Origin of the sequence: Streptomyces sp. WM6378, from assembly GCF_001279695.1 — a bacterium.
Taxonomy (GTDB): domain Bacteria; phylum Actinomycetota; class Actinomycetes; order Streptomycetales; family Streptomycetaceae; genus Streptomyces.
The window spans coordinates 1-24,049 of record NZ_LGDD01000012.1; the positions used below are offsets into that span (position 1 = coordinate 1).

Sequence of the window (24,049 nt, forward strand, 5' to 3'; positions counted from 1 at the left end):
CTGATCCGAAAATGAAAGCTCCGCAGGGCGTGCACCGTCGCCCCGCAAGTCGGTGAGTACGGCCGGCGGGTCGGCGGCGGCGTCTGGTCGCGGACTCAGGCGGCGGGTTCGATGACGACGCGGTAGCCGAGGGCTTCGAGTTGGCGGATGGCGGTGCGTTTCACGCGGTCGGGCTGGTGTCGGTGGCGGTCGTAGTAGTCAGTGCCCAGGTCGTGGAACCGGGCCTCGGGATCGGCGAGCAGGTGCCAGATGACGACCAGCAGGGACCGGCCGACCGCGACGACAGCTTTCTTCCGTCCCCGGCGTCGGGCTATGCGCCGGTAGCGTTCGCCGAGGAAGGTGTCGGTCTTGCCTGCCGCGACGGCGGCGTTGCCCAGGACCCGGGCCAGGTACGGATTGCCGCGTCCGGTGGTGGACTTGCCCTTCTTCTTGCCCGCGGATTCCTTCACTCCCGGGGCGAACCGGGCCCAGGACACCAGGTGCCCGCTGGTCGGGAACCGGCTCATGTCGACACCGACCTCAGACAGGATCACGCGGGCGGCGACCGGGTTCACCCCGGGGATCTCGTCGAGCCGTTCCACTGCCGAGGCAAAGGACGTGATCTGCTTCTCGATCTCGGCATCCAGCGCCTGGATATCGACGTCGATCATGTCCACCCGGGCCAGCATTCGCCGCAGCAGAAACGCGTGGTGGTCGGTGAAGAACCCCGTGAACGCCTCCTGCAGCGTGGCGGCCTTCACCCGCAGCCGTCCCCGTGCCATCGACGCCAGGACACGCGGGTCACGCTCCCCGGCGACCAGCGCCGCCATCATCTGCCGCCCTGAGATGCCGAAGATGTCGGTGGCCACCACGCTCAGCTTGATGCGGGCGTCCTCGAGCAGCTTCTCCACCCGGCTCTTCTCCGCCGTGCGGGCCGTCACCAGGTCCACCCGGTAACGCGTCAGGTCCCGCAGCTGGCGGAACTTGGCGGGCGGGACGAAGCTGGGCCGCAGCATCTGGCGTTCGGCGACCTTGCAGAGCCAGACTGCGTCCAGCCGGTCGGTCTTGGGCCGGCCCGGCAGGTGCTTGACGTCCTTCGCGTTCACCAGCCAGGTGTCGAACCCGGCGGCCTCCAGCACATAGAACGCCGGCTTCCAGTAGTCCGAAGTCGACTCCATCACCACCCGGGTCACCCCAAGACAGCGCAGGTGATCGGCCATCTCGAGCAGCGACCGGGTCATCGTCGGGAAGGCCCGCACCTCCTGCAGCCGCCGCCCGGAGCTGCCTTCCCCGGGCACCCGGGCGCAGCACACCAGCTCGGCCTTCCCGATGTCCAGCGCCGCTACCCGTTCGATGATCTCCTCATAATCCTGGACCTCTGCCAGCACCGTGCATCCCCTCCTCGCGGGAAGCGGACCGCTGCCCGGGGAGCCATGGGGCTGATGAAGAAATCTGATCCTCGTGCTCGAAGCAACACTGAAGCGCCCGTCGGCTGGCTCCCGCGTCCGGCTACGGAACGACTTCGAAGATCACATTCGATACGACGTCACCGGGCAGCGGCCCCACCCCATTTTCCGTCCGGAAGGGGCGTCGCCGCAGGGATTCAAAGGGCTACGGAGAAGAGCCCCTTGGTCACCGGGAGTTGGGCCGGTCGATGCCCGGACCGCGACGTGCCAGGCCGAACCGTCCCGGCACGTCCTCGTCCAGCCACCCCCGCTCCACCAGACGCTTGAGCTTCACCCTCGTGCCCTCGATCTGTCGTCGCCGGCAGCCCGATCCGCGGCACAATCTGCTTGGCCTGCAGCGGGCCCGGTGCGTCGGCGATGACCTCCATGATGTCCCGGTACACATCCGGCAGCACCGTTGTCACCAGACCCTCCCGCCAAGGCGGGACCATCATCACCGCCGCCCCGTGCGGCTCCGACTCCCGCTCAGGCTCCGCCGACACGTCCAACTCGACGTCCATATCCGCGGCCGACAACTCAGCCAGCACCTTCGTGACGGTCTCCCGCGTGATCTCCAGCCGTGACAGGTCCTCCCGAGCCTTCTCCATCCTGAGGGCCAACTCCGCGGCCTCGGCCTGGAGTTCCTCGACACGCCGCCGAGCCGCAGCCTCCCGCGCCTCAAGCTCCTCCGGCAAAGACACCATGGCACCCCACCTCCACCTCGCCACGGTAGAAGCACGACAGCACCGCCCACGCGTCAATCAGCATCTTCCCAGCTCAGCTGTCCCTCGAAAGGATCCACACCCAAGGGAGTTGATGTGGTGTCAGCGATGGGGCAAGCCGGTCGCGATTACCGAGTTCGGCACCTGTGCCTATGTGGGAGCGCCGAAGGCAGGGGGCATGGGCTGGGAGGTCGTCGACTGCACGAAACAGCCGAACGAGAGCAAGGGCAACCTGGTCCGCAGCGAACGGACGCGATCCGCCCATGTCGCCGACCTGCTCGATGTCTTCGAGTCCCTGGGGCTGTACGCGGCGGTGGCGTTCGAGTTCGTCACACCCGACGCCCCGCATCGGCCCGAGCCGCGTCTGGACCTCGACATGGCGGGCTGCAGCATCGTCAAGACGATCAAGGACGGGCCCGACGACTTGGCCTCCGCCTGGCGCTGGGAACCGAGGCAGGCCTTCCACGCCCCGGCCCGGCACTACCGCCGGGCGCGACACTGACCCCGCCCGCGTGGTCCGGCTCCGGCTTGGCCGGTGGTGTGCGCCGGGGAGTGCGGGGGTGGGTCGTGCGTACGGCCGGAAGGCGGCTGGGTAGGGTACGGGCGGTATGTACCTACAAGGGGTGGGGTGGATGGTGAGCCGTCAGCAGACGTGGGCCGCAGCGGGTTTGGCCGTGGTGATCGCGCTGGGTGCGGTCGGCTGTTCCAGCGGGGACGGCAAGAAGTCTTCCGGTGATGGGAAGGCCTCGCCGTCGGTCTCCGTCTCCGGTGGCGCGACGGGTGCGGGTGGCGGACCGGGGGGTGTGAAGGCGTTGCCCGGCCTGCCCACCGTGTCGATGGCGCGCACGGAACTGGCCGGGCTGAAGGTGGTTCCGGCGGGCTCGATGGCGGGGTACAGCCGCGACAAGTTCCAGCACTGGATCGGGCAGGGTGCCAAGTGCGACACCCGCGAGACCGTACTGGACCGGGACGGCACCGGTGTGAAGAAGGACGCCGAGTGCAAGCCGGTGTCGGGGAAGTGGGTCTCCCGCTACGACCACCTCACCGTGGACAGCGCGTCGAAGATGGATATCGACCACACGGTTCCGCTGGCCAACGCCTGGCGCTCGGGCGCGAATTCATGGATGCCCGAGCAGCGCAAGGCGTTCGCGAACGACCTCACCCACCCGCAGCTCGTCGCTGTCTCCGCGACCAGCAACCGGGCCAAGGGTGATCAGAGTCCGGACCAGTGGGCGCCGCCCGCGAAGGACTACTGGTGTGCGTACGCCGAGTCGTGGACCGCGGTGAAAGCCACGTACAAGCTGACCGTAACCCAGGCGGAGAAGGCCAAGCTGACCGAGATGCTCAACATGTGTGCCGCCTGAACGCCTGGTGCGCGTCGGGGTGGAGGGCGGTGCAGGATGGACAGCATGAACGGAAACCAGGAGCACGCGGCCGCGGGCGGGGCGGCGCGGTCGTTCACGGGCCGGGTCATCGCAGGCCCCGGCGGGGCGATGACGGACGAGGTCGGCGTGATCACCGGCGACCTCACCCTCACCACGAGCCTGGGCGACGACGACTTGGCCCGCTTCGCCATTCAGTACACGGAGGCGGAGGACTGGTACACCCTGACCGGCAGCCCCCGGGCGCTTCCGCCGGACGGCCTTGAGGCGCTGCACGCCCGGACCCTGGAGGCGATCCGCGCAGGCGGCGCCGCCGAAGCGCCGACGACGTAGGCGGGCCGCGGCCGGAAGCGGGGACCAGGCCTCCTTTGGCTTCGCGGCACAGAGCCCTGCCTCAACGGCCTGAAGACTTGCGCCTGCCGTGGCAGGGTGGACGGATCTTCGTTGCTCCGGCTCCGGGGCAAGCAGGGCGACAAGGCTAGGGGAGGGGGCGCGGGTGGCGGCGACTCAGCTGACACGCACGCACCGCATTCTGATCGGGGTGGTGGTCGCCGGGATCGGTTTCGCAGCGGGCCCTGGAGTTCGTCCAGGCCCACGGCAAGGTCACCGCCAACCCGGCGAAGGTGCTGGAGGTGGCCTACCAGGTCGCCGCGTACCTGTTCCGCGACCGAAGCCGGCACCTGGCAGTGCCTGCTCGACGGGCACGGCTTCACCGGCACCGCGGTGCTGCTCGTGCAGGGCCCCGAGGGCAGCCCCCCCCCCGCACCGCACCCTGGTCATCCGGGCCCACCGCACCTGAGGTCACGTCCTGCTGAGCTCGATCCCGCCGTCCGTCTGCTCGACTGCCACCGGCCGGGACAGGCCCCGGGATGCGGCCCAGGCGACCAGCCCGGCCGCCATGGTGAGCGCGTAGCCCGCCGCGAAGGCCACACGCGGCGCGTTCCAGCAGCGCGGGCAGCACCAGCATGCTGGACATGCTCGCCACGTGGATCTTGATGGAGTCCGCGGTGAACAGGTGCAGCCGCTCAGGTCCCGGCATGCTGCCGATCTCCGCATTCAGCGTGATCGAGGTCAGCGGCACCAGCGCGCTGGCCGTCGCCGTCAGCAGCAGCACCTGGGGGAAGCTGGTGCTGACGGCGAACGCGGCGAGCAGCAGACCGCGCACCGTCCACACCAGGCAGTACCCGCCCGGGAAACCGCCCGGCAGGGCCAGGTTGCCGGTCAGCAGGTTGCCGGCGACGGCGCCGATCCCCATCGCGGACAGCACCACCGCGTACGCCCCGGCCCCGGCGTGCAGTTGGCTGGGCAGCTAGATCGGGATGCCGATGGTGAGCACCGTGGAGCAGAACTCCCCGACGCCACTCAACGCGAGCGTCCATCCGATCCGCGGATGCCCCCGCAGTACGGTCAGCGCCCGGGGCACCGCCTGCTCAGACGCCAGCTCCGCGTGGTCGCTCGGGCTCGTTGCTGCGGGTGCGAGCCCCGCCGTCACGGTGCGGCCGAGCCAGGCGAACGCTCCGGCGGACACCATGAACGTGCTGGCGTCCACCAGGAACAGCTTCTCCGCGGGCATGAACGCCAGCAGCACCGCCGACGAGCCCGGCCCCACAAACCACGTGAGCCGGCCCGTGACGTCCATCAACCCGGTCACCTGCCGCACCCGGCCGGCGTCCACCATGCCCGGCACCAGCGCCGACAGACTCGGCCCGGTCACCGCGTCGCAGGTCCCCGCCAGCACGATCACCAGCAGGACACGGCAAGACCCAGGGAGGGCCACAGCCACGGCATCGCGCCCACCACGAGGATCTGCGCCGCCTCCACCCCAGCCAGGGCGCTAAACGACGCGAACCGGGCGACCAGCTTCCGGCCGAAGGCGCCGATCAGCAGGTGCGGCACCGACTCGACCACCACGACCAGGCCCAGCGCGACCGCACCCGATCTCTGCCACGCTGTCCATGCCAGCGCGAGGGTGAAGATCCTGTCGCCGAGCACGGACAGCGTCTCGGCGAGCCACAACACCAGAACCGGGCGCTGCCGCATCAGGCTCACATAACTCACTCGCGTGACTGTAGGAGCCAAGCCAACATCACGAGATGCCTTCGGCCACTCCTCCCCCAAAGGCAGTAGACAACTGCCAGTAGCACTCCGGGTGTTGCTGTATCCGAAGAACTGACCTGCCCGGTGTAGCGCCGGTAGGCTGCTTGGACCTTCGGGTACGGATGTACGAGTGTGGCCCGGATCCCCCGCATGCGCCGTGGGGGAACCGGGCCACACTCAACTAACAGTGGATCAGGCCTTGGCGTACTGCACGAATGCAGCAAACGCGGCCGCGCCGATCCTGAACGCCGGACCGGCCGGCACCTTAGAGTCACGGACGGCGACGCTGGAGGCCAGGTCAGCAATCTCGACGCAGTTCTGTCCCGGGTCGCTGTAGGACGACTTGACCCAGACGTCTTCTGGGGCCAGGTCGTACGCGGTGAACGTGGCTTCAGTCATTTCGCTGCTCAATCTCTCGGGCTAGTCGTTGCATGATCGCCGGAGTCTTCTCCGGCGGGTGCGCCGAGGCCGCCATGGACTGGAAAATCTCTCCGAACCTGGTGACCTCGGACGGTTTATCGGACATGGAGATGGCACCCCATGCGCTGTCGACCTGAACGGTGGCGGGCAACGTCTTGCCCAGGTCAAGGATGGTGAAGTTGTAGGCGAACTGAAGTGTCCAGGCCGCCGTGGGCAGCACCTGAATCCGCACGTTCTCTCGCTCCGCCAGTGCTGTGATCTCGGCGTACTGCTCGTGCATCAGCTGTACGTCACCAACTGGTCTCTGCAGCGCGGATTCCCGAACGATCACCCAGGCTCGGACAGGGTCATCGGGTCGCAAGATGGACTCCGCCTTTCGGCGCTTCCTCACCTCGACGTGCGCTCCGATGGACGCTGACGTCCAGCCTTCGATCGACCGGACTTCTTCGAACAGGGCTTTGGCGTAGTCCTCGGTCTGAAGAATCCCAGGTACCAGCGTGGGGTGGTACAGGCGCAGAGTGACGGCCTCAACTTCGATGCCTGCGTACGCCTGCATCTCCGGCTTGAGACTGCCGCGATACTGCGTGAGCCAGTCCTGACTCGCTGCTCCCTTGTGCAGTTCTATGAGGCCGTCGAGCACCTCGACGTCGTCCACCCCGTAGAGCTCAGCAAGGTTCTTCAGGTCCCCGATGTAGCGCAGTACGGCGCGGCCCTTCTCGACCCGCTGCAGCATGCCTTCGCTCAGGTGACGCAGTCCTAGCTCCTCGACAGCTTCCGCGATGGTGTAGCCGGAATCTGTTCGGAGCTGCCGCAGGCGCAGGCCGAGTTCGACCTTGCGGGCCGTCACGCCTACTGGCTTTGCCACGTTTGCACCTTCCTGTCGAGAGCTTCCCGTCTGGGAACGAGAGTCTCCCGGATAAAGGTGAGAGCTTCCCATGCCGTTCCCCAAGTCCTCAGTCTGGCACGGCGAGTTGGCCGACTGACAGTCGAGCTACAGCTAATGGCATATGCCAATAAATATTCAAGAGGGATCTGGTGGAGATTCGCTTGCGGGTGAAGTTCCTCTGGCGCCAACGTAGTTGGTGAGCGCCTCGGGCATCGCAAGCGGGACGGCTCCCGGGAGGGAGCTGTTGCTCGGTTGGTGGCCCATGCCCCCGCGAAGGCCGACCATCCAACTCGGATCATGAGGCCCGGGGCACTCACCGGAACCTTCCCTGCCGCTCTTCTACGGAGACACCCCCATGTCACCGATCCCGGCACGACCCGCAGCGTTACGAGACACCTCGTGGATGGACAAGGACAACGACAGGCACTGGCGCTCAGCGCGGGCTCCGCGCGTCCCGGTTGACCCCGGGCTGTTCCTGAAACGGCTGCGGAACGCGCTCAACGAACCCGCTCTCACCTTCCGCTCGTCGGTGCGCCCGCGGAGAGTCGTCACCTACGTGCGGACCCTGCCCGACGTCGACCCGAAGCCCATGCAGGCGCTGCTGCGCGTCGAGGCCGCACGCAGGGGCTGGGAGGTACGGAAGTGGCACGAACTGGTCGACGCGTGCGGCCCTCAGGCGCCGCAGGCGTGCGAGCAGTGGCTGAAGGCCCGCAAACTCCTCCACGAGGGCTTCGCCGACGGCGTGCTCGTGCTCGACCGCAGCCACATCAGCCGCAATGACCCGGAGTACGAGGTCGAGCTGCGGTTCGTGCACGAGCGGCAGTGCTTCACCGCGCTCGTCCATCCCGAGTCGGCCGCCGCATGAGGTCCCTGGTCCGCTACCTGGACAAACGCCGCTGGGGCTGGCGGCAATGGTTGGCCCAGATCCTGATCGTCGTCGCTGTCGGGGCCGGAATGACCCCGCTGATCCTGTCCGCCCGATGAGGAGAGTCCGTTGATGCCGAGTGCGCTCCCGCGCCGCGAGCCGGGCAAGGAGCTCGCCGAGCTCGTGCCCGACCCCGCCGAGCCCGGTCCCGTGAACCTGTTCGGGGGCCCGTCCGGTGAGGACATGCAGCGCCGATTCAACCCCGACCGGCTCGCCCGGTTCATCGCCAGCGGACCCATGGACGGAGCGGCATGAACATCAGCGTGCAACGGTCACCCGCGCACTGGGACACGGCGTACCAGCACGGCCAGCAGTTCCGGCCCGTGTCGGACCTGGAGGTCTACCTGTTCCAGACCCACGTAAGGACCAAGCCCGGTGTGCGGGTTGCCGACATCGGCTGTGGCACCGGGCCGTGGACGCGGACACTCGCCGGGATGGGCATGGACGTCATTGGCTTCGACTTCTCGGAGGTCGCCATCGCCAAGGCCCGCACGGAGTCCGAGGGAAAAGACAATCCGCGCTACAGCGTGTGGGACGCGAACTCGGACGCCGTCCCCGCGAACCTCGCGCCCCGCTCGTTCGACATCGTGACGTGCCGCCTGTCGATCGCGTTCTTTGACCGGGCCCGGTTCCTGACCGACGTGGCGCGCTGGCTCACGAAGGACGGCGTCGTGCACATCGTGACGCCGGTCCACGAGAAGCTCGCCGCGACCGAGCCGCACCGCGGACTCAACGAGCAGGACATCAAGCTCCTCGGCTCGGGCTGGCAGCACGTCTTCACGTACAACGTCGTGTCGGACGGGTCGATCAGAGCGGTACTGCTCCAGCACCGCGTATAGGACTTCTGCCTGCCGGCCGGTTGCCAGGGCCCGATGCCCGTGACGGAGGCCCGGCCGGCAGGCGGCCACAAACCCCCGGAGCAGCGCGTCCGTTGGGCCGAGCCTGAGCGGCCTCCCCTGCGCGCGACCGCGCTGGTCCGGGCCCACCGCCTCTAATGATCGGAATGTCATGCCCCGTCTGGTCTCTGCCGCCGCCCGCACGACCCCGAACGTCCCGGCCGGTCAGCGGGTGCCGCTTGCCGAGCGCGCCCACAGGCAGCACGACGGCGACGTACCGGCCGTCGTCGGCCGCGTCACCGATACGGCGGGCAACGCGCCGACGACGTCGTCGTTCCAGTCCACTCTCTGAAGGGAATGGGCCCGGTGAGCGCGACAGAGCCCGAGGGCCAAGGCCCGGCGTGCTACGACGGTTACGCCAGTGAGGAGGCGTCCTGGGACGCCTACGCCGTGGATGGCAGGCATCTGCTGTGGGCCCGGGACGAGGGGAGGTTCCACTGGACTCAGTGGACCCGGCATCCCGAGCACGGGCCGGGTCTGGAGCTGATCCCGCACGGCCGGGGGACCCGCGTCCTGGAACTGGGTGTGGGATCCGGCGCGAATCTGGGGTCGTGGCCGCGTGCGGCGGCCGTTGCGTCGGCGTCGACATCTCCGGAGCCCGGATCCTGGCGGCCCGGAGGCAGCACGGCAATCTGTTCAAGCTCGTCCACGACGACGCCGCCTCGTTCCTCGACGCCCACACCAAGGAGTTCGACGTCATATACAGCGGGTTCGGTGCCGTCTGGTTCACCGCGCCCATGGTGCTGCTGCCGAAGATCCACCGGAGGTTGCGGCCCGGCGGTGTCCTCGTGTTTTCGCACCGGCCGCCTGTAGACGGCGAGCACGGCCCCGTACCGCACCCGAACCGCGAGCCCGTGCACCACTGGGCGTACGAGATCGGCGAGTGGATAGATCTGCTCCGCGACGCCGGCTTCGACGATGCCAGCGGCCGGCAGATCGGCCCACCGGCTGGCAAGGAGGGCCACGTGGAGACCGTCATCCTGCGCGGCTCGCCGGCCCACCCCTCTCGGCGGCTTCGCCGCCTGAGAGCCCCAAGGACGGTCTGGGAGCTGACAGGGCCCCGGACCGGCATGGAGCAGGACAACCAGAGCTACGGCTCAGCTCTGGCCCCCTTACCTGCTCCGTGCCCGCCGCGCGGGTGTCTCATCCGGACACCGGCGCGGCAGCTGCCCGGTTCGCCGCCTCGCTCTCTATCTCCCGAGGTGGCGGCGGGCCGGTCAGCACACAACCTCCCCGCCCCGGCCTGGGGCGGGTTCGATGACCGGAAGGACACGGGCATGCTCGACGAGCAGCATCAGCTTCACGGACGGCAGGCGACGCCAGTCACCAAGCGCATCCGTGACCGCATCCAGCACGGCGCGCTCCACCGAGGCCAACGCCTGTTCGCGTCGCGGATCGCGCGCACCTTAGGCGTGTCCACGGCCGATGTCACCAACGCATTTGCAGAGCTGTCCCGCGAGGGCCTGCTCACCCCCACTTACAGCGCCGATTTCTTCCGCACGTGGGTCGTGACCGGGAAGGCCGAGCGGTGACCGTCCGCCACATACGCCCCGCAACGCCCGGTGGTGCAGCGTGAGCACCACTTTGGCATTCAGTGTCGTCAGCCGCGTCCTGCTGCGCCAGATCCGCCGCTGCGACCTGCCCATCGGGCGTCCGGTACCTGATGGAGCCGTCCTTGCTCGCGACCTCGGGGTACCGGAGATCGCTGTGGACCAGGCGCTGCGTGAGCTGCACGCGGCCGGAGTCGTCGCCGACGGCGTGGCGGGCCGTGTTGTCGCCCCGGTCCGTCAGTGGGGTTTCTCCCCGCCCGTGCCGACCGCATCGGCCCAGGCCGCCGCGCGGACCCTCCGCGTCATGATCTACAACGACATCCTGCGGCCCGGGGAACTGCTCACCCCCAGCGACGTCGCCGCGTGCCTCGCAGTCCGATACAACCGGCTCGACATCGGTGACGCCCTGATCGAGCTGGCCGCGGGCGGCCTGGTCACCCCACAGGCAGAACCGCGCGGATTCATCGTCCGCTGCCGCCAACACCCGCGCCGGCGGCAGCAGTCATGACCCCCAGGGCGAGACCAGCCAGCCCACCGCCGCCGCGCCCCCGCCCCTGATGTTCCGTCAAAAACTCCTCTGCCTCGGGAGAGCCCGTGTGCCGGCAGCTCCAGCACGACAAGACCGCGTCGTGAATTCCGGCGAACACCGTGCCCTGGACGTGCGCCCTCTTGCCGGCCTGGCGCATCTGCTGACCATGGCCCAGGAGAGCGGCAGCGTGGCAGACCGCCTGCCGGGCTGGATGTTCCGGCTCGCACTGTGCGAGCAGGCGGCTACGTCGGCTCTCATCTGCTCGGGATGGTCCATGCCCGCCCTCCTACGCACCCTGGCGTACGAGGAGGCCTGGCAGCAGGACCAATTCCCGGCGCACCGGGCTGAGTTCCGGGCGTGCTGCCTGGACCGGTCGCTCCCGGTGCGCCATGACCGGCGCGTCAGGGTCCTGCTCGACGAGGCGATCCTGATGCGTCCCGTCGGAGGGTGGCAGGTCATGGCCGAGCAACTCGGCCACCTGGCCGACCTGTCCGAGGCGGGAGCCGTCTGCGTCCGGGTCGTACCGCTGGACCGCTCGGCGCTCGTGCCGTACTGGAGGGTCAGCGCCCTGCTCCTGCCGGGAGTCCTCCACCTCTACATGGTGGAGAGCGATCACACGGTCTATTGCGCGGGGCTGGACAAGGGCGCCAGGCAGCAGCACCTCCTCAAGAAGGTGCTCGATGCGGCCTTGCCGCAAGGCCAGAGCATCGACCTGCTGCGGCAGGCCCGGAAGGCCTTCCGGTTGGCGCACGCACGTTCCGCAAGCCCTGTTATCGGCACGATCACCCCACATCCGGACGGAGACGATTCGCTTTGAACGGCTTGCTGCTTCCCCCGGTCGCCGTGGCACTCCTGGATCAGGGGAGGCGCCGCAGCAGTCCCGGCCGGCTCGTCTGGACGAGTACCGCGCCATGCGCCGCGAGCTCAGGGTCCCAGGAGTGATCGGGTGATGCGCCGCCGGCCGGTATGGAAGAGGCGGTCACCGCCCGCCCGCTCACGCGACACCATGGGCGCACCATCCGCATCACCGGCGAGGAGCACACCGTGAGCACCATTCTGACGCTCGATCACCCGGCCTGGCATTATTCCGACACCGACGTCCCGGTCCGCGCCGTGCGCAGTGGCAGCGGCCTGTGGGCCCTTGCGTGGACTGCCGTCGGGCTGGAGGCGCGCTGTGTCGAAGGCGGCGAGGACGCCAAGCCCCGCGTCCTCGTGACCGATGCGCGCGACCTGCCTGACCGGGTGCCGGACGCCCTCGCTGCTGCGTTGCGCCGGCTCGGGCAGACGCACCGGCTGGCCAACCCGTGTCTGTGGGACGCGGTGACCACCGCGATCCTGCGCCAGGTCGTCCGCGCCGACCAGGCCCGCAAGGTCTACCGCCGCTGGTGCAGCACCCACGGAACCCCCGTCGCCGCACCGCACGGATCCCTGTCGGTTGCCCCCACCCCCGACCAGGTCCTGCACCTGACCGACACAGCGTTCGAGTCGGTCGGCGCGAAATTCCACCGCCCCAAGCTCCGCGCGGCCGCCACCGCCTACCTGGAGCACGGCCAGTCCTGGGCATCCATGTCGCCCGCCGATCTCGTAGCGGCGCTGACCGCTGTCCCGGGGATCGGCCCGTGGACGGCCGCGGCCGCCGCCGCCGACTTCACCGGCGACTTCAGCGTCTACCCGCACAACGACCTCGCCGTGCGCACCTGGGCGGCCCGCATCGCCCCCGACCACCCCTGGCCCGATGGCGACAAGCAGTTCGGCCGGCACTGGCTGGAACTTGCCGGACCCACGGCGCACCACCTGCACACCCTCACCCTGACCACACTCACCTGGGGGGCTCATGCCCGCGCCACAGAGCACACAGAGCACGGAGTTACCGCGAACTGACCCGCTCGACCTCATCGCCGGCGCCAACCCGGCCCGGCCGCTGGACGCCGTATTCGTGAATGCGCCCCTGCGCGACTACAGCCTGCGGCCGCGGGTCAATGACTACACGCTGCCGGTCCTGGGCCTGGGCTACATCGCCACCTACGCCAAGACGCAGGGCTTCAACACCGGGGTCCTCGACGCCGAAGCCCACGGGCTGGGGATCGAACAGACCGCGGCCCTCATCAACGCGGCACGGCCGCGGTGGGCTGGCTTCAACCTGCTGGCCCCCACCTACGCCATATCGGCGCGCATCGCCTCACTCCTGGACCCCGCCGTCCTGGTCATGGCGGGCGGCCACCACGCCAAGGCGGCCCCGGAGATGGTGCTGCGTGACGACCGGTTCCGCAGCCTGGCCGCGCTGATCCTCGGCGAGGGCGAGACCCGGGTCGCCACCCTCCTTCAGGACGTCGGCCGCCGCGCCGAGTTGCCCAAGGTCATGTGGCGCGACCGGCTGCTCAACACCACGGCCTGCGGCATCCCCGACCCGAAAACGTCCGCCCGCTGGCTGGCTCCCGACATCAACGACCTCCCCTTCGTCGACCGGTCCTTCCTGCCCCAGGACCCCTACCGGGCCGACGACGGCCGCCTGGAAGCCAACCTGGTCTGCTCGCGCGGCTGCCCGTACGAGTGCGGGTTCTGCGGAGCCGCAGCGAGCATGAACCCCGAAGTCACCATCCGCACCCGCAACCCGCTCAACATCCTGGCCGAGATGGACGCCCTCCACGACGCGTACGGCGTCACCGCGTTCCGCGCCGTCGACGACCTGTTCCTCGGCCTGCGCCGCGTCATCCACCCGGCCATGGACGTCTTCACCCAGGCCCGGGTCGGCGAACGATACGTGTGGGACGCCACCGGCCGCATCAACGTCCTGGCCCGCGAGGACGACGCCATGCTCGACACCCTCGCCCGCAACGGGCTGCGCGAGGTCGCCCTCGGCATCGAATCCGGCTCGGACCGGATCCTGAAGGCGATGGACAAACGGATCACCGCCGACATGACCCTCACGGTCACCCGCCGCCTGCTGGCCCACGGGATCAGCGTCAAGGGCTACTTCATCCTGGGCTACCCCGGCGAGAGCCGCAGCGACATCGCCGCGACGATCCAGCACATCCGCGACCTGTGGAACCTCTCCGACCAGATGCCGGGGACCTTCCGCGCCAGCGTCTTCACCTTCCGCCCCTACCCCGGCTCACCCATCTGGGACGACCTCGTCAACCAGGGCTACAACCCCCAGCAGATGCAGTCCTACAGCGACCTCGACCTCACCTGCCAGGGCGCCGACGAAGCGATGCGCGGCCGCGACGAGTACCAGTTCACCACCGGCCTCCAGTTCGGCGACGTTCCGCTGCCCGAACTCGACCAGCACCTGGTCGACCTGATGCGCGAGCAGTACCAGCGCACCCACACCCCGCAGGCCGCCACATGAATAGGGCCCTGTTCATCACCGTGGACGGCCCCGGCGGCACCGGCAAATCCACCACCATCCAGCACACAACACCCCTGCTCACCGCCGCCGGCCACACCGTGCACACCACCACCCAGCCCTCACCCAACCGGTTCGGAACCACCGTGCGCCACATGGCCAACGAGATGCGGGGCTGCTCCCTCGCCCTGGCCGTCGCAGCCGACCGCTTCCACCAGCTTGACACCGAAATACAGCCACACCTCGACGTCGGCCACACCGTCCTGCTGGACCGTTACCTGCCCTCCACCCTGGTCCTGCAGCGCCTCGACGGGCTGAGCATCGACTACCTGCTCACCATCAACCAGCACCTGGCCGTCCCCGACCTTGCGGTCATCCTCCTCGCCGACCCCAACACAGTCCTGGCCCGCCTGGAGAAGCGCGGAACCAAGCACCGCTTCGAGGCCGACCCCAAGAGCACTCTGCGCGAGCTGGAGCTCTACCAGGAAGCCATCCCCCTCCTCACCCACCTCGGCTACCCCACCGTGACGATCGACACCACGCACCTCACCCCTGAAGGCGTCGCCCAGGCAATCGCCCGCGCCACACCCGCCCCGGGCGATACCGTCAACCCGACCGCTCCCCAGCCGAGTTAGAGAATCCGAGACCATGAGCGACAGCACTTCCACCATCACCGCCCCGATCACGGACGTCCACGTCATCGTCCGCAACGGACAGGAAATCCTCCTCTCACAGCGCGGCGGCCCCTACGGATACGGCCAGTGGCACCTGCCCTCGGGCAAGCTCGAGCGTGGGCAGAACGAGACCCCGGCCCAGGCGGCCGCCCGCGAACTGTGCGAGGAGACCGGCCTCGAAGCCGACCCGGAGACCATGACGCTCCGGCACACCGTCATCCACCACCAGGGCGACGGCACACCCGACCGCCTCGGCTTCTTCTTCGAGACGACGAAGTACGCCGGCGACGTGGTCAACCGGGAAACCGACAAGTGCCTGGCCCTGGAATGGTTCGCCGAGCACGACCTGCCCGCCGAGCTGATTCCCTACCCTGCCATCGGCCTGGCCGGCAGCCTCACGCAGCCCGGAGGCCTCACCTACCACAACTGGCCCGAGAGCTAAGGGCGTAGGACGGCTCCGTGCCGTCAGACCGGCATGGAGCCGTACCAGCCGAATCACGGGGACTTTCGGCTGTACCTCAACCACCAGGACGTACCCGACCCTATGGGTAAGTCAGCGGGTGTGAGCCGCAGGTCCGCCCCGCCGCTGACGAGCACGGACCTGATATCGCAGGCGCCACGGTCGATCGCACGCAGCAAAGGCGTACGGCGGCATCGGCCGCGATGCAGTCCAGCTGGACCGGCCGGTCTGCCATCCTCAGCTCTTCGATCACCGGAAGGTCGAAGGCATCCACGGCCGTCCTGCGGCTGCTGACGCTCGGCCAGCGTGTTCTCCCGCCCTGTCTCCAACTCCCGTACCACCAGCCGGTTTTTCCGGCTCGGCCAGCTGGTACGGGCGCCGGGCCCGGTCGGTGGCGTAGTCCGCGCGCTCCAGGCGCTGGGGCCAGATCTGGCTGACTCGGTCGCGCCGCGCTGATTCTGCCCGGCAGTCCCCAGCGAGTCTTCCAGGGCTGCCGGGCGAGCGCCTGTGCTGGCTCAGAACAGTGCCTGGCCTTCGCCGTTGGTGTCCGCGATGACGGGCCGGGGCCGTTCGGGGAGGCCGTCCAGGCGGTCGGGACCGGCCGCGGCGGCCACGGCAGGGGCCGTCTCGGCCAGCCAGGTGCGAAACCGCTCGGCGGCTTCGCGGTAGGGGACTTGTGCCAGGACGCGGTGCTCGCCGGAGGGGCAGAAGTCGACGGCGACCGTGAACAGGCAGGACCGGGGCGCCTGCTGGCTGCCCGTCCAGGACACCCGCAGCACACCGCAGGGCTTGCGCCCACGGGAGCCGCGGGGGTCACGGTGGGTAGGGCGCAGCGAACGGCAGGCTGTGTGGGCGGTCCATGCGGCGAGGTGTGGCAGGGGCAGCGTGGTGCGGGCGCGGCAGCCGGGACAGCGGTGCCAGTGACGGAGCCAGTCGACACCGCCGGTGTGGAAGAGACGGGTGTAGCGGCCGGCCACGCGGATGTCATTGCTGTACAGGTGGTCGGGACGTTCTTGTGTGTTGCAGGACTGGCAGACGGGGGCCCGGACGTATCCGTGTTCGTGGCAGTGGTCAAGGACCGTGGCGGGCGCAGTGCGGCAGACAGCGCACGCCCACCCGGCCACCCTGCGGGAGATACCGGGCTTCCTGCTCAGCACCGAGTACAGCTGCCCTTCCAGCTCCTTGCTATACGGGCGCAGTGCGCCGGTGGGGCCGGCGGGGCTCGCCGCCTGCCGACCACCGGCGTTTCGGGCTTGCCGGGGGTATAAGCGTGGCTCGGTGACGGCTGCGCTCGTCTGGCGGGTCCGCGCGGCTTTGGCCCACTGCGTTTCGGCGTGCTCGGCCGCATCCAGCAGCCTGACCACAGCACGCGGCAGCCACCACGTCCGCTGCGCCCCGTCGGGGGTGCGCTCCGCGAGTATCTGTCGCCAGTCGATCCCCGCGAGATGGTGCAGTCGGACCTCGTCACGTCGTGCTGCCGGCTCGGGGCCACCCGGCATCTGGAGTTCTCGCGTGATGCGCTGGCGCCAGCGCAGCGGTGATTCCCCGTGGCACTCCTGTCGCGGTGTCCCGCGGAAGGGGCCGATGCGGACCAGGTCCTGCCGGTCCATCCCCACCGCGTTCAGGTCCGCGGCCGCCTGGCGCACCCGGGCCTCCGCAACACACCACTGACCGCCGTTCGCCCTCACCGTCGCGACCACATGACTGCCGAGCAGGACGTACCCCGCCCCAGCATGGGCAGGAGAGCGGGTGAATGCCCCAGAAGCCGTCGGCACCGCACTGCCGGCCGTCAGATCGCCCCACAGAACGTCCGCGAAACCCAGGGCGATCAGGCCGTCCGTACGACCGGGCATGACATGCTCTGACATACCGACAGGCTAACGGCCCACAACACGCCAACGGGTCCCAAGCGCCTCGGTCAGCCAGGCTGACGCCCACGCCGCATCCGCTACCCCGCAACTCCCAATTCCTGAGCATCTGGTCCGTCAGCGCCGCCCGTGCCCTCAGCCCCACCACTAGGCCGTGTCCGGTGAATCGTCATTCGATCTTGGAACTGGACCGCCTTCCTTGATCGTTTGGGTGGCGTGGGACGTGGCGATCTGACGAACGAGGAGCGGGCGAGGCTCTTGCCGCACCTGCCCGCCAACGGTGGCCGGGGCCGGCAGTGGAGTGACCACCGTCGTGTGCTGAACGGCATCTACTTCCGCGAGCGCGCGGGCGTCCCCTGGCGGGATCTGCCCGTGCGCTACGGGAAGTGGAAGACCGTCTATGAACGCCATCGTCGCTGGTCGGCGGACGGGACCTGGGACAGGATCCTGAAGGCCGTCCAGGCCCATACCGACGCGGAGGGCCATCTGGACTGGAGCCAGGTCAGCGTCGACTCAACCACCTGCCGGGCCCATCAGCACGCCGCAGGAGCAAGGAAGGCCGCCCCGACCAACGGCTCAAAAAAGGGGCAGTCCCGGCCCGCCACCGCGCCGATGAGGGACTCGGACGATCCCGCGGTGGCCTGACGAGCAAGATTCACCTGGCCGGCGAAGGCCGTCGCCGCCCACTTGGCCTGCTCATCACTCCCGGCCAAGCCCACGACGGGAGCATGTTCGAGCAGGTCATGGCCGAGGTCCGAGTTCCCCGCCGGGGTGGCGGCCACCCCCGCACGCGCCCGGAGGCACTGAGCGCGGATAAGGCCTACAGCTGCCGTCGCATACGGATCTACCTGCGCAGACGCCAAATCCCGCACAGCATCCCGGAGAAGAAGGATCAGGCGGGCCACCGGCTGGCCCGCGGCTCAGCAGGCGGCCGTCCACCCGCCTTCGATCGGGCCGTGTACAAGCGCCGCAACGAGGTCGAGCGCCTGATCAACAGGATGAAGGGCTTCCGCGCCGTGGCGACGCGCTACGACAAGCGCGCCTACGTCTTCCGCGGCACCGTGACCGTCGCCGCGATCCGTCTCTGGCTCCGCGACTGATGCGTCACCGCAGCTCAGAGCTGCGGCAGTCGGTCCGCAACGGTGGGAGAGCGCCGCTCCTCAAGCCAGAAGAGATAGACGCGGAGGTGCGATGCCAGCTCGCCGTCGACATATGCGGCGTACTTCAGGGCAGCGGCGGCCACCCCTTGCCCTGCTTTCGCGTCGTCGGCCTCCCAGTCAGCTCGCCGGTTCGCCAGGTACTCCCTGATCCGCCCTCGGTCGTGCCACCATTCCCGGACCGCTGCCGGCGTCCAGTGGGTGTCACCATCGCAGCCGTAGCCAGAAAATGCCTCAGCCTCCGCTGCGTCGACCAGCCGCTGAAGCTCCTCCGGCGTCCGGGGCTGCCGGTACACGTACTCGGTGAAGTAATCGGCCTCGTAGAGCACGAGCCCAGGGGCGTGGATACGGCCCGTGCCGCAGTTGTCGGTGTCGGCCCCGTAGAACGGTCCGGGCACGTTGAGCCACTTCCGCTCCGACCACTGCCCCAGGAATGCTCCGCGCGCATCGTCGAGCAGAGGCACCGGATCGAAGTAGGGGTCCACGGAAGAAGGTTAGCCATGTCCTGAACGATTCACCGGACACGGCCTAGAACGTCAAGAACCGGGCAAGTCACCCTCGCACATCAGCGGTCGCCGCGCGCAGACGAATTGACCAGACGGCCCGGCACTCGGCGGCGCACGGCGACGACGGATCATCCCCGCGCACGCGGGGATGGTCCCATGACCACGTTCAACCTGCTGATGGCACAGCACTGAGCCTCCGCCAACTTGAAGTCGCTGGCCAAAGGGCTGGGGTGTCGGTCTGTCGGGGTGCTCATGCTGGTCGTGGGCGTCAGTCTGCGGAGAAGATCGTCTGGCGGGGCGGGCGGATGGTTCGCCAGTTCTTGCCCGCTGCGGCCGGACGGCCTTCTACGATCCTGTGGATGCTGGATCCCGAGCTGCTGGAACGGATCACCGCACGACGTGTGGAACTGGACGAACTCGAAGAGCAGCTGGTCAAGGTGCGGGCCGAGCGGGACGAACTCGTAGTCGCCGAACGTGTCTTTGAGCGGGTGAGCGAGCAGCTCGTCGACGAACGCGCCTCGACTGTGCCGGCTCCCGGGCAGGTGGGCGGCCGAGCGGTGATGCTGATCCCGCACCGCGAGCCGGGCGTGGAGGAGACCATGCTCCCGCCGGACTACCAGCGCATCCTCGCCGCCGTGCGACAGGCCGGCGGACCGGTTATGACTCGGCAGGTCGGCGAGATGCTGGGAGTGGACGTCAGCGTGCGGTCCAAGCTGGAACCGCTGCGGGGGAAGCTGGTCAGACTGACTGACCGCGGCTGGCTGCGGAAAATGCCCGACGGCCAGTTCACCACCCGCCTATGAGCGGTGACGCAGCCGCCTGATTGGCTCTGTTTCGCGAGAACGGGGTCTTACAGCGCCGGTGCTGGGGTGAAAGCTGCCGGGGGTGCTCGGTGACCGGAGCTTTCAGGCGTCTAAGGTCGCGTCCATGACGAGGACCACGCCCGCGCGCCCTCTTGATGTCGAGGCGCTCTTCCCGGAACTGGCCGCCTTTCGGGGGACGACAACTCGGCTCCATCCGCGGCCGGGCAGGCCAGACCTTTCGGCCAGTTCCGTGGGCGGTCCGCTGCTGTGGCCGGCGGACGAGCCTTGGCCGGTGTGTGGTGAGGCACACGGCCGTGGGCGTGGTCGACGCCCGGCTGACATCCGTCGCTATCGGCAGGTTCTGGCTTCCGCATGGGCCCGCGAGCAGGCTCCCGGCCCGACGGATGAGGAACGGAAGTTCCTGGACGAACTGCACCGGGAGCACCGGATCCCCGGGGCATCCGAGACCGACCCGTTGCCGATGATCGGCCTCGCGCAGCTGTACCGGCGGGATGTGCCAGACCTGCCGGCGGGGCCGGCCGACTGCGATCTACTTCAAGTGTTCTGGTGTCCCTTCAACGCGCACGGTCCGGGCCGGTATGACCTGGAGCTGCACCTGCGCTGGCGGCGGTCGTGGGAGGTCGGCGAGGTGCTGACCGCGCCGCCGCAGCCGCTGGTCGTCGGGGCCGACGGCTTCGTGCCCGAGCCCTGTGTGCTGCACCCGGAGCAGGTGGTCACCTTCCCGTTTGCCGGCCTTCTGCCGGAGAACCTGTGCGCCCGGATCGACGCTTGGGAGGAAGCCCTTGAAGAGGAAGCTGAGCGGTCGGCGGACGAAAGCACGACAGAGCCGCTCGGCTACCAGTACGACTTGTCCATCCCGCCAGGCTGGCGCGTGGGCGGCTTCGCCTCCTGGCACGCGACCGACCCGTATCCCATGGATTGTCTGACCTGCACGACACCGATGCACCTGCTGCTGACCATCGACAGCTCGGAATGGGACGGCGGCAGCGGCAGCTGGAAACCGCTGGAGGACCAGGACCAGCCCACTCACCGTTGTGCCACTCCCACGGAGGTCACCGTGGGCCGCTGGGGTGAGCTCAACGTATTCGCCTGTCCTAACCAGCCCGAGCATCCGCACCGCTGGAGCATCCAGTAGCTTGTCGTGCCTCTGAGGAAGCGCGGCGAGCGTAACCGCCGTGCCCCCGGCGGCCGTTGGATTTGTGTGGCGAATACGAAAGAGCGCACCGAGGACACCTGCCCGCTTGTCTACCAGTGCCGTCTGCCGCTGTCCACGCGCACCGTCAACCACCTCGCCGATCTGCTCAGGCGCCATCTGAAGGCGATTCGGTCCAGGTGGCGGATCCTGCTGCCGGGGAAGATCGCGGTGATCGTCCTGGCCGTACTGCGCCATGACCAGCGCCTGGCCGACATGGCCGGCGGCAACGACGTGTCCGAGTCGACCGTCCGCCGCTGGCGGGACGAGCTGATCGGACTCCTCGCCGTCCAGGCGCCGCGCCTGGACGGCGCCCTGAAACAGGTCGTCAGGCAGGGTCTGCCTCGGGAGAGCCCGTGTACCGGCAGCTCCAGCACGACATGACCGCGTCGTGAATTCCGGCGACCACCGTGCCCTGGACGTGCGCCCCCTTGCCGGCCCGGCGCATCTGCTGACCATGGCCCAGGAGAGGGGCAGCGTGGCAGACCGCCTGTCGGGCTGGATGTTCCGGCTCGTACTGTGCGAGCAGGCGGCTACGTCGGCTCTCATCTGCGCGGGATGGTCCATCCCCGCCCTCCTAGGCACCCCGGCGTACGAGGAGGCCTGGCAGCAGGACCAATTCCCGGCGTACCGGGCTGACAGCGACGGCGAGTTCGTCCCGCTCGGCCGGCACTTCCGCCAGCTGTTTGGCCAGCTGATCTTCGAGTTCATCCAGTTCCGCGCGTCGCGCGGTGATCCGTTCCAGCAGCTCGGGATCCAGCATGCACCGGATCGTAGAAGGCTACCGAACTGCTGCGAGCGAGAATCAGCAAGCTGACCATTTGGAACGAGAGACAGCGGTCTTCGAGCTGACCAGGATCACCCGTTGCCGCTGAACTCAGAGCACACGCTGGTAGCGATACTCAGTGAGCGTGATCTCGTCGTAGGGGTCGTCCTGAGTAGCACCGTCGGCTTGATAGCCAGACCGCTCGTAGAAACGCCGACCTCGTTGGTTGCCAGAGAGAACCCACAAGGCCGACACTTCGAAGCCCAGACTCTTCATCTGCGCGTGGGCCTCCTCCAGGAGCCTCCGGCCGATGCCTTGGCCGATCAGATCCGGCGAGATGTACAGGGCGTAGACCTCACCGACCGGTTCCAGACCAGGCACTTCACCTCGATACGGCCCGAAGCAGATCCACCCCACCGGGCCACGGTCACCGAGCGCCACAAGATCTCGTGACTGTCGTCCGAGTTGAGAAACCGACTGCCGCCGTTGACTGGCATCGCCTTCCACCGTCATCGCATCCAAATACGTCTGGGGAACGATGCCGGCGTACGCCGCCTGCCATCCTCGGACTCGGATCGTCGAAACGGCCTCGACGTCGGCCGCATCCATCTCCCGCACGTGCACCATCGCGCCACCGTATTCGCACAGGTGCCTCAGGACGAATTCCTTTACCCCGCCGTCGGTGTCTCCTCCAACGAGAGCAACTCCTGACGAACGATCTACTGCGCAGACAGTCGCTCATGAGCTGCGTGAGTCCCCCGAGCACGAGGCACACCAGCCCTTTGACCTGCGACTTCAAGTTGGCGGAGGCCCACTGGTGCGCATCACGCGACGGTGCGGCTGCGCACTGCGGCGCACTGTGTGATCGGTGTACTGAACTGCGCACCGGGGGGCGGGTGCGCAGCCTAGGGTGAAGACAAGCCGGTCGGTGGTGTCCCCCGTCATCGCCGGCCGGCCCTCAGACGTGGTGCGCGCAGCACCTGCCGGAGCGGGGGACCAGGGGAGAGACGACGTGGTGAGGGCCTGGCTTGTCGACGAGGGTGCACAGCTGACGGCGCTGGACCTTCCCGCTGATGATGCGGGTGCGCAGTATGCGCAGATCCGCAGCGCGGTGGGCGGGAGCGCGGAGGCCGCCTACTACCACCGCGGCACGGTGCTGCACGTTCCCGCGACCGGCAGCACGGACGGGCTCAGCCCGAACCTGGCTGTATGGGCTTTGGCCTGTGGTTGGCGGAAGATCGAACTGCCCTACCTGCTGTACGGGCCGATTGTCATCACTGGCCCCTTCGACGCGGACGGCGCCGCGGTGGGCGAGTTGTCCGACCGGCTCACTGTGCAGGCGCGCACCGTGTGCGCCACGGTCCGGGAAACCGTGATCGGCTGGCGGACCCGGCGGCCGGCCTCGAACGAGGCAGCGCTGAGCGAGCTCCTCGCCTACACCCGCCGTGATCTCGCCGCCGTGAGCTGACTGCGCACAGGGGCGGTGCGCAGGGGGGGATCATAGGCCTTGGGCCTGCGTACCGCGCTTCATGATTGCTTCGATGGTGCGCTCGGTGCCGGGTTCCATGGAGACGTTCAGGCGGCGGTTGACGGATTGCAGGGTCTCGATGGCTTGCAGGACGCCGGGCCGGTTGCCTGCTTGATCGTCAATCAGCATCCAGTCCTGATAGATCAGTTCTGCACTGTCGTCGACGTCGAGTGCGGCGATCACGGCGCGGCGGGCGGCCGGCAGGTCGGGGCGGGCCGCGGTGCGTTGCCAGGTTGCCACGGTGTGGGCGACGTCGGTGACCTTGGTGGTCATTTCCTGGATGCGGGCGGTGGCCCAGATGTGGTCGGTTCCGCCGAAGGGGCGTCCGCGGACCAGGGCGAGGGCGGCTTCGAGGTCGGGGAGGCCGGTGGGGGCGCCCTTGGCCAGTCCGCGTTCGGCGAGCTGGGTGAAGCGGTTCCAGTCGCAGCGGACCTTGGGGGAGAAGCGGTAGCCGCCGCTGCGGTCGCGCGGCAGGTACGGGTTGCCGTCGGGGTCCTGGCCGAGCCGGTTGCGGAGTTCGGAGATCCGCGCCTGCAGGGTGGCCTTGCTCCACGGCTTCTTCGGGTCCATGGCTTCGCACAGGTCTTCGGCGCTGCGGCCGGGCTGGAAGTAGATGAGGGCGGCGAGCAGGGCCAGGCGGTGGCCGTGGCCGGAGGCCTGGACCCCGGTGACGGCCACCTTGCCGAGGACCTGGATCTCGGGCGCGTGCAGATCGACCGTGCCCTCTGCGCTGTTGCCTGAAGGTTCCTGCTCGGGGCTGGGGCTGGGGCTGGGGCTGTTCGGGGCGTCGGGCTGTCGCGTATCGGACGGCTCTGCGGGGGTGGATACCGCGTGCAGGAGGGGGACGCCGGCGGGTGAGGTCTGTCCGGCGGCGGCGGTGAGCGCGGGGAACGCGAC

The 24,049-nt window shown here is 68.8% G+C and carries 33 protein-coding genes; 21 read left to right on the forward strand and 12 right to left on the reverse strand.

Annotated features, from left to right (window positions below):
* Positions 1-95: 95 nt before the first annotated feature.
* Positions 96-1,367 (reverse strand): IS110 family transposase, encoded by a 1,272-nt coding sequence (locus ADK54_RS02735; protein WP_053723866.1) that lies wholly within the window; start codon positions 1,365-1,367, stop codon positions 96-98.
* 215 nt (positions 1,368-1,582) lie between these two features.
* Entirely contained in the window at positions 1,583-2,128 is a 546-nt protein-coding gene (locus tag ADK54_RS02740) for a hypothetical protein (RefSeq protein ID WP_234391893.1), read from the reverse strand.
* A 112-nt stretch (positions 2,129-2,240) separates the two neighbouring features.
* On the opposite strand from ADK54_RS02740, the gene ADK54_RS02745 reads away from it, so the two are divergent.
* The 3 genes from ADK54_RS02745 to ADK54_RS02755 all read left to right on the forward strand — a co-directional run bounded on the left by ADK54_RS02745 (position 2,241) and on the right by ADK54_RS02755 (position 3,861).
* Positions 2,241-2,648, forward strand: coding sequence for a hypothetical protein (locus tag ADK54_RS02745; protein ID WP_159047602.1), 408 nt, complete (start codon positions 2,241-2,243; stop codon positions 2,646-2,648).
* A gap of 130 nt (positions 2,649-2,778) precedes the next feature.
* Positions 2,779-3,510, forward strand: a complete 732-nt coding sequence (locus ADK54_RS02750) for an HNH endonuclease family protein (RefSeq protein ID WP_078966083.1) — start codon at positions 2,779-2,781, stop codon at positions 3,508-3,510.
* Between the two features lie 45 nt (positions 3,511-3,555).
* Entirely contained in the window at positions 3,556-3,861 is a 306-nt protein-coding gene (locus ADK54_RS02755) for a hypothetical protein (RefSeq protein ID WP_053723888.1), read from the forward strand.
* A gap of 468 nt (positions 3,862-4,329) precedes the next feature.
* Here the strand turns inward: ADK54_RS02755 and ADK54_RS48190 are convergent, their stop codons facing one another.
* Positions 4,330-4,458, reverse strand: coding sequence for a hypothetical protein (locus tag ADK54_RS48190; RefSeq protein ID WP_267886971.1), 129 nt, complete (start codon positions 4,456-4,458; stop codon positions 4,330-4,332).
* A 77-nt stretch (positions 4,459-4,535) separates the two neighbouring features.
* Between ADK54_RS48190 and ADK54_RS47155 the strand changes: the two genes are divergently transcribed.
* Positions 4,536-4,841, forward strand: coding sequence for a hypothetical protein (locus ADK54_RS47155; protein WP_234391895.1), 306 nt, complete (start codon positions 4,536-4,538; stop codon positions 4,839-4,841).
* Here the strand turns inward: ADK54_RS47155 and ADK54_RS47160 are convergent.
* The 4 genes from ADK54_RS47160 to ADK54_RS02770 all read right to left on the reverse strand — a co-directional run bounded on the left by ADK54_RS47160 (position 4,838) and on the right by ADK54_RS02770 (position 6,910).
* Positions 4,838-5,242, reverse strand: coding sequence for a hypothetical protein (locus ADK54_RS47160; protein ID WP_234391896.1), 405 nt, complete (start codon positions 5,240-5,242; stop codon positions 4,838-4,840). The two genes, ADK54_RS47155 and ADK54_RS47160, sit on opposite strands and share 4 nt — an antisense overlap.
* A gap of 26 nt (positions 5,243-5,268) precedes the next feature.
* Entirely contained in the window at positions 5,269-5,586 is a 318-nt protein-coding gene (locus ADK54_RS47165; RefSeq protein ID WP_234391897.1) for a hypothetical protein, read from the reverse strand.
* A 231-nt stretch (positions 5,587-5,817) separates the two neighbouring features.
* On the reverse strand, positions 5,818-6,024 hold the full coding sequence (locus tag ADK54_RS02765) for a DUF397 domain-containing protein (protein WP_053723868.1): 207 nt from the start codon (positions 6,022-6,024) through the stop codon (positions 5,818-5,820).
* Positions 6,017-6,910: a helix-turn-helix domain-containing protein gene (locus ADK54_RS02770; RefSeq protein ID WP_063801887.1), complete on the reverse strand. Its 894-nt coding sequence runs from the start codon at positions 6,908-6,910 to the stop codon at positions 6,017-6,019. The genes ADK54_RS02765 and ADK54_RS02770 overlap by 8 nt, the downstream gene beginning before the upstream one ends.
* Positions 6,911-7,334: 424 nt before the next feature.
* Here ADK54_RS02770 and ADK54_RS02775 point away from each other — a divergent pair, with 424 nt between their 5' ends.
* The 12 genes from ADK54_RS02775 (at position 7,335) to ADK54_RS02825 (ending at position 15,293) form a co-directional block, all read left to right on the forward strand.
* Positions 7,335-7,796 (forward strand): hypothetical protein, encoded by a 462-nt coding sequence (locus ADK54_RS02775; protein WP_053723870.1) that lies wholly within the window; start codon positions 7,335-7,337, stop codon positions 7,794-7,796.
* Positions 7,793-7,915 (forward strand): hypothetical protein, encoded by a 123-nt coding sequence (locus ADK54_RS48195; protein WP_267886972.1) that lies wholly within the window; start codon positions 7,793-7,795, stop codon positions 7,913-7,915. Before ADK54_RS02775 ends, ADK54_RS48195 begins: the two co-directional genes overlap by 4 nt.
* Positions 7,916-7,928: 13 nt before the next feature.
* Entirely contained in the window at positions 7,929-8,111 is a 183-nt protein-coding gene (locus ADK54_RS02780) for a hypothetical protein (RefSeq protein WP_053723871.1), read from the forward strand.
* On the forward strand, positions 8,108-8,695 hold the full coding sequence (locus tag ADK54_RS02785) for a class I SAM-dependent methyltransferase (protein WP_053723872.1): 588 nt from the start codon (positions 8,108-8,110) through the stop codon (positions 8,693-8,695). Before ADK54_RS02780 ends, ADK54_RS02785 begins: the two co-directional genes overlap by 4 nt.
* A 169-nt stretch (positions 8,696-8,864) precedes the next feature.
* Positions 8,865-9,044 (forward strand): hypothetical protein, encoded by a 180-nt coding sequence (locus tag ADK54_RS02790; RefSeq protein ID WP_053723873.1) that lies wholly within the window; start codon positions 8,865-8,867, stop codon positions 9,042-9,044.
* Between the two features lie 154 nt (positions 9,045-9,198).
* Positions 9,199-10,284 (forward strand): methyltransferase domain-containing protein, encoded by a 1,086-nt coding sequence (locus ADK54_RS02795; protein ID WP_267886973.1) that lies wholly within the window; start codon positions 9,199-9,201, stop codon positions 10,282-10,284.
* A gap of 40 nt (positions 10,285-10,324) precedes the next feature.
* Positions 10,325-10,810, forward strand: a complete 486-nt coding sequence (locus ADK54_RS02800) for a hypothetical protein (RefSeq protein WP_159047603.1) — start codon at positions 10,325-10,327, stop codon at positions 10,808-10,810.
* 121 nt (positions 10,811-10,931) lie between these two features.
* Positions 10,932-11,648 carry a Scr1 family TA system antitoxin-like transcriptional regulator gene (locus ADK54_RS02805; RefSeq protein WP_053723876.1) on the forward strand — a complete coding sequence of 239 codons (717 nt, stop codon included), beginning with the start codon at positions 10,932-10,934 and terminating at the stop codon, positions 11,646-11,648.
* Positions 11,649-11,875: 227 nt separating this feature from the next.
* Entirely contained in the window at positions 11,876-12,712 is an 837-nt protein-coding gene (locus ADK54_RS02810) for a hypothetical protein (RefSeq protein WP_053723889.1), read from the forward strand.
* Positions 12,666-14,180, forward strand: a complete 1,515-nt coding sequence (locus ADK54_RS02815) for a B12-binding domain-containing radical SAM protein (protein ID WP_053723877.1) — start codon at positions 12,666-12,668, stop codon at positions 14,178-14,180. The genes ADK54_RS02810 and ADK54_RS02815 overlap by 47 nt, the downstream gene beginning before the upstream one ends.
* Entirely contained in the window at positions 14,177-14,812 is a 636-nt protein-coding gene (gene tmk / locus ADK54_RS02820; protein WP_063801888.1) for a dTMP kinase, read from the forward strand. Before ADK54_RS02815 ends, tmk begins: the two co-directional genes overlap by 4 nt.
* Positions 14,813-14,825: 13 nt before the next feature.
* Positions 14,826-15,293 (forward strand): NUDIX domain-containing protein, encoded by a 468-nt coding sequence (locus tag ADK54_RS02825; RefSeq protein ID WP_053723879.1) that lies wholly within the window; start codon positions 14,826-14,828, stop codon positions 15,291-15,293.
* 533 nt (positions 15,294-15,826) lie between these two features.
* On the opposite strand, the gene ADK54_RS02830 is transcribed toward ADK54_RS02825, so the two are convergent.
* Positions 15,827-17,179 carry an endonuclease domain-containing protein gene (locus tag ADK54_RS02830; RefSeq protein ID WP_053723880.1) on the reverse strand — a complete coding sequence of 451 codons (1,353 nt, stop codon included), beginning with the start codon at positions 17,177-17,179 and terminating at the stop codon, positions 15,827-15,829.
* A 216-nt stretch (positions 17,180-17,395) separates the two neighbouring features.
* Between ADK54_RS02830 and ADK54_RS42825 the strand changes: the two genes are divergently transcribed.
* Positions 17,396-18,279 (forward strand): IS5 family transposase gene (locus ADK54_RS42825; RefSeq protein ID WP_267886974.1). Its coding sequence is split into 2 segments (ribosomal slippage): positions 17,396-17,770 and positions 17,773-18,279, totalling 882 coding nucleotides; the frame shifts between segments, so codons are not numbered across the junction.
* A gap of 14 nt (positions 18,280-18,293) precedes the next feature.
* Here ADK54_RS42825 and ADK54_RS02845 read toward each other — a convergent pair.
* Positions 18,294-18,821 carry a ferredoxin gene (locus ADK54_RS02845; RefSeq protein ID WP_053723883.1) on the reverse strand — a complete coding sequence of 176 codons (528 nt, stop codon included), beginning with the start codon at positions 18,819-18,821 and terminating at the stop codon, positions 18,294-18,296.
* A gap of 380 nt (positions 18,822-19,201) precedes the next feature.
* Here ADK54_RS02845 and ADK54_RS46600 point away from each other — a divergent pair, with 380 nt between their 5' ends.
* The 3 genes from ADK54_RS46600 (at position 19,202) to ADK54_RS46605 (ending at position 21,242) form a co-directional block, all read left to right on the forward strand.
* Entirely contained in the window at positions 19,202-19,645 is a 444-nt protein-coding gene (locus ADK54_RS46600) for a hypothetical protein (RefSeq protein WP_199826846.1), read from the forward strand.
* A 124-nt stretch (positions 19,646-19,769) separates the two neighbouring features.
* Entirely contained in the window at positions 19,770-20,801 is a 1,032-nt protein-coding gene (locus ADK54_RS02855) for a hypothetical protein (protein ID WP_053723891.1), read from the forward strand.
* A gap of 66 nt (positions 20,802-20,867) precedes the next feature.
* Entirely contained in the window at positions 20,868-21,242 is a 375-nt protein-coding gene (locus ADK54_RS46605; protein WP_234391898.1) for a hypothetical protein, read from the forward strand.
* A 193-nt stretch (positions 21,243-21,435) separates the two neighbouring features.
* Here the strand turns inward: ADK54_RS46605 and ADK54_RS42835 are convergent, their stop codons facing one another.
* Together ADK54_RS42835 and ADK54_RS02870 are read right to left on the reverse strand one after the other, a co-directional pair.
* Complete coding sequence (locus ADK54_RS42835; protein WP_078966086.1) at positions 21,436-21,621, reverse strand: hypothetical protein; 186 nt, start codon at positions 21,619-21,621, stop codon at positions 21,436-21,438.
* A gap of 114 nt (positions 21,622-21,735) precedes the next feature.
* Positions 21,736-22,251, reverse strand: a complete 516-nt coding sequence (locus ADK54_RS02870) for a GNAT family N-acetyltransferase (protein ID WP_053723885.1) — start codon at positions 22,249-22,251, stop codon at positions 21,736-21,738.
* Positions 22,252-22,639: 388 nt separating this feature from the next.
* On the opposite strand from ADK54_RS02870, the gene ADK54_RS02875 reads away from it, so the two are divergent.
* Complete coding sequence (locus tag ADK54_RS02875; RefSeq protein WP_234391899.1) at positions 22,640-23,092, forward strand: hypothetical protein; 453 nt, start codon at positions 22,640-22,642, stop codon at positions 23,090-23,092.
* A gap of 30 nt (positions 23,093-23,122) precedes the next feature.
* Here the strand turns inward: ADK54_RS02875 and ADK54_RS02880 are convergent.
* The coding region (locus ADK54_RS02880) for an AfsR/SARP family transcriptional regulator (RefSeq protein WP_199826847.1) at positions 23,123-24,049 on the reverse strand (927 nt) is incomplete at its 5' end.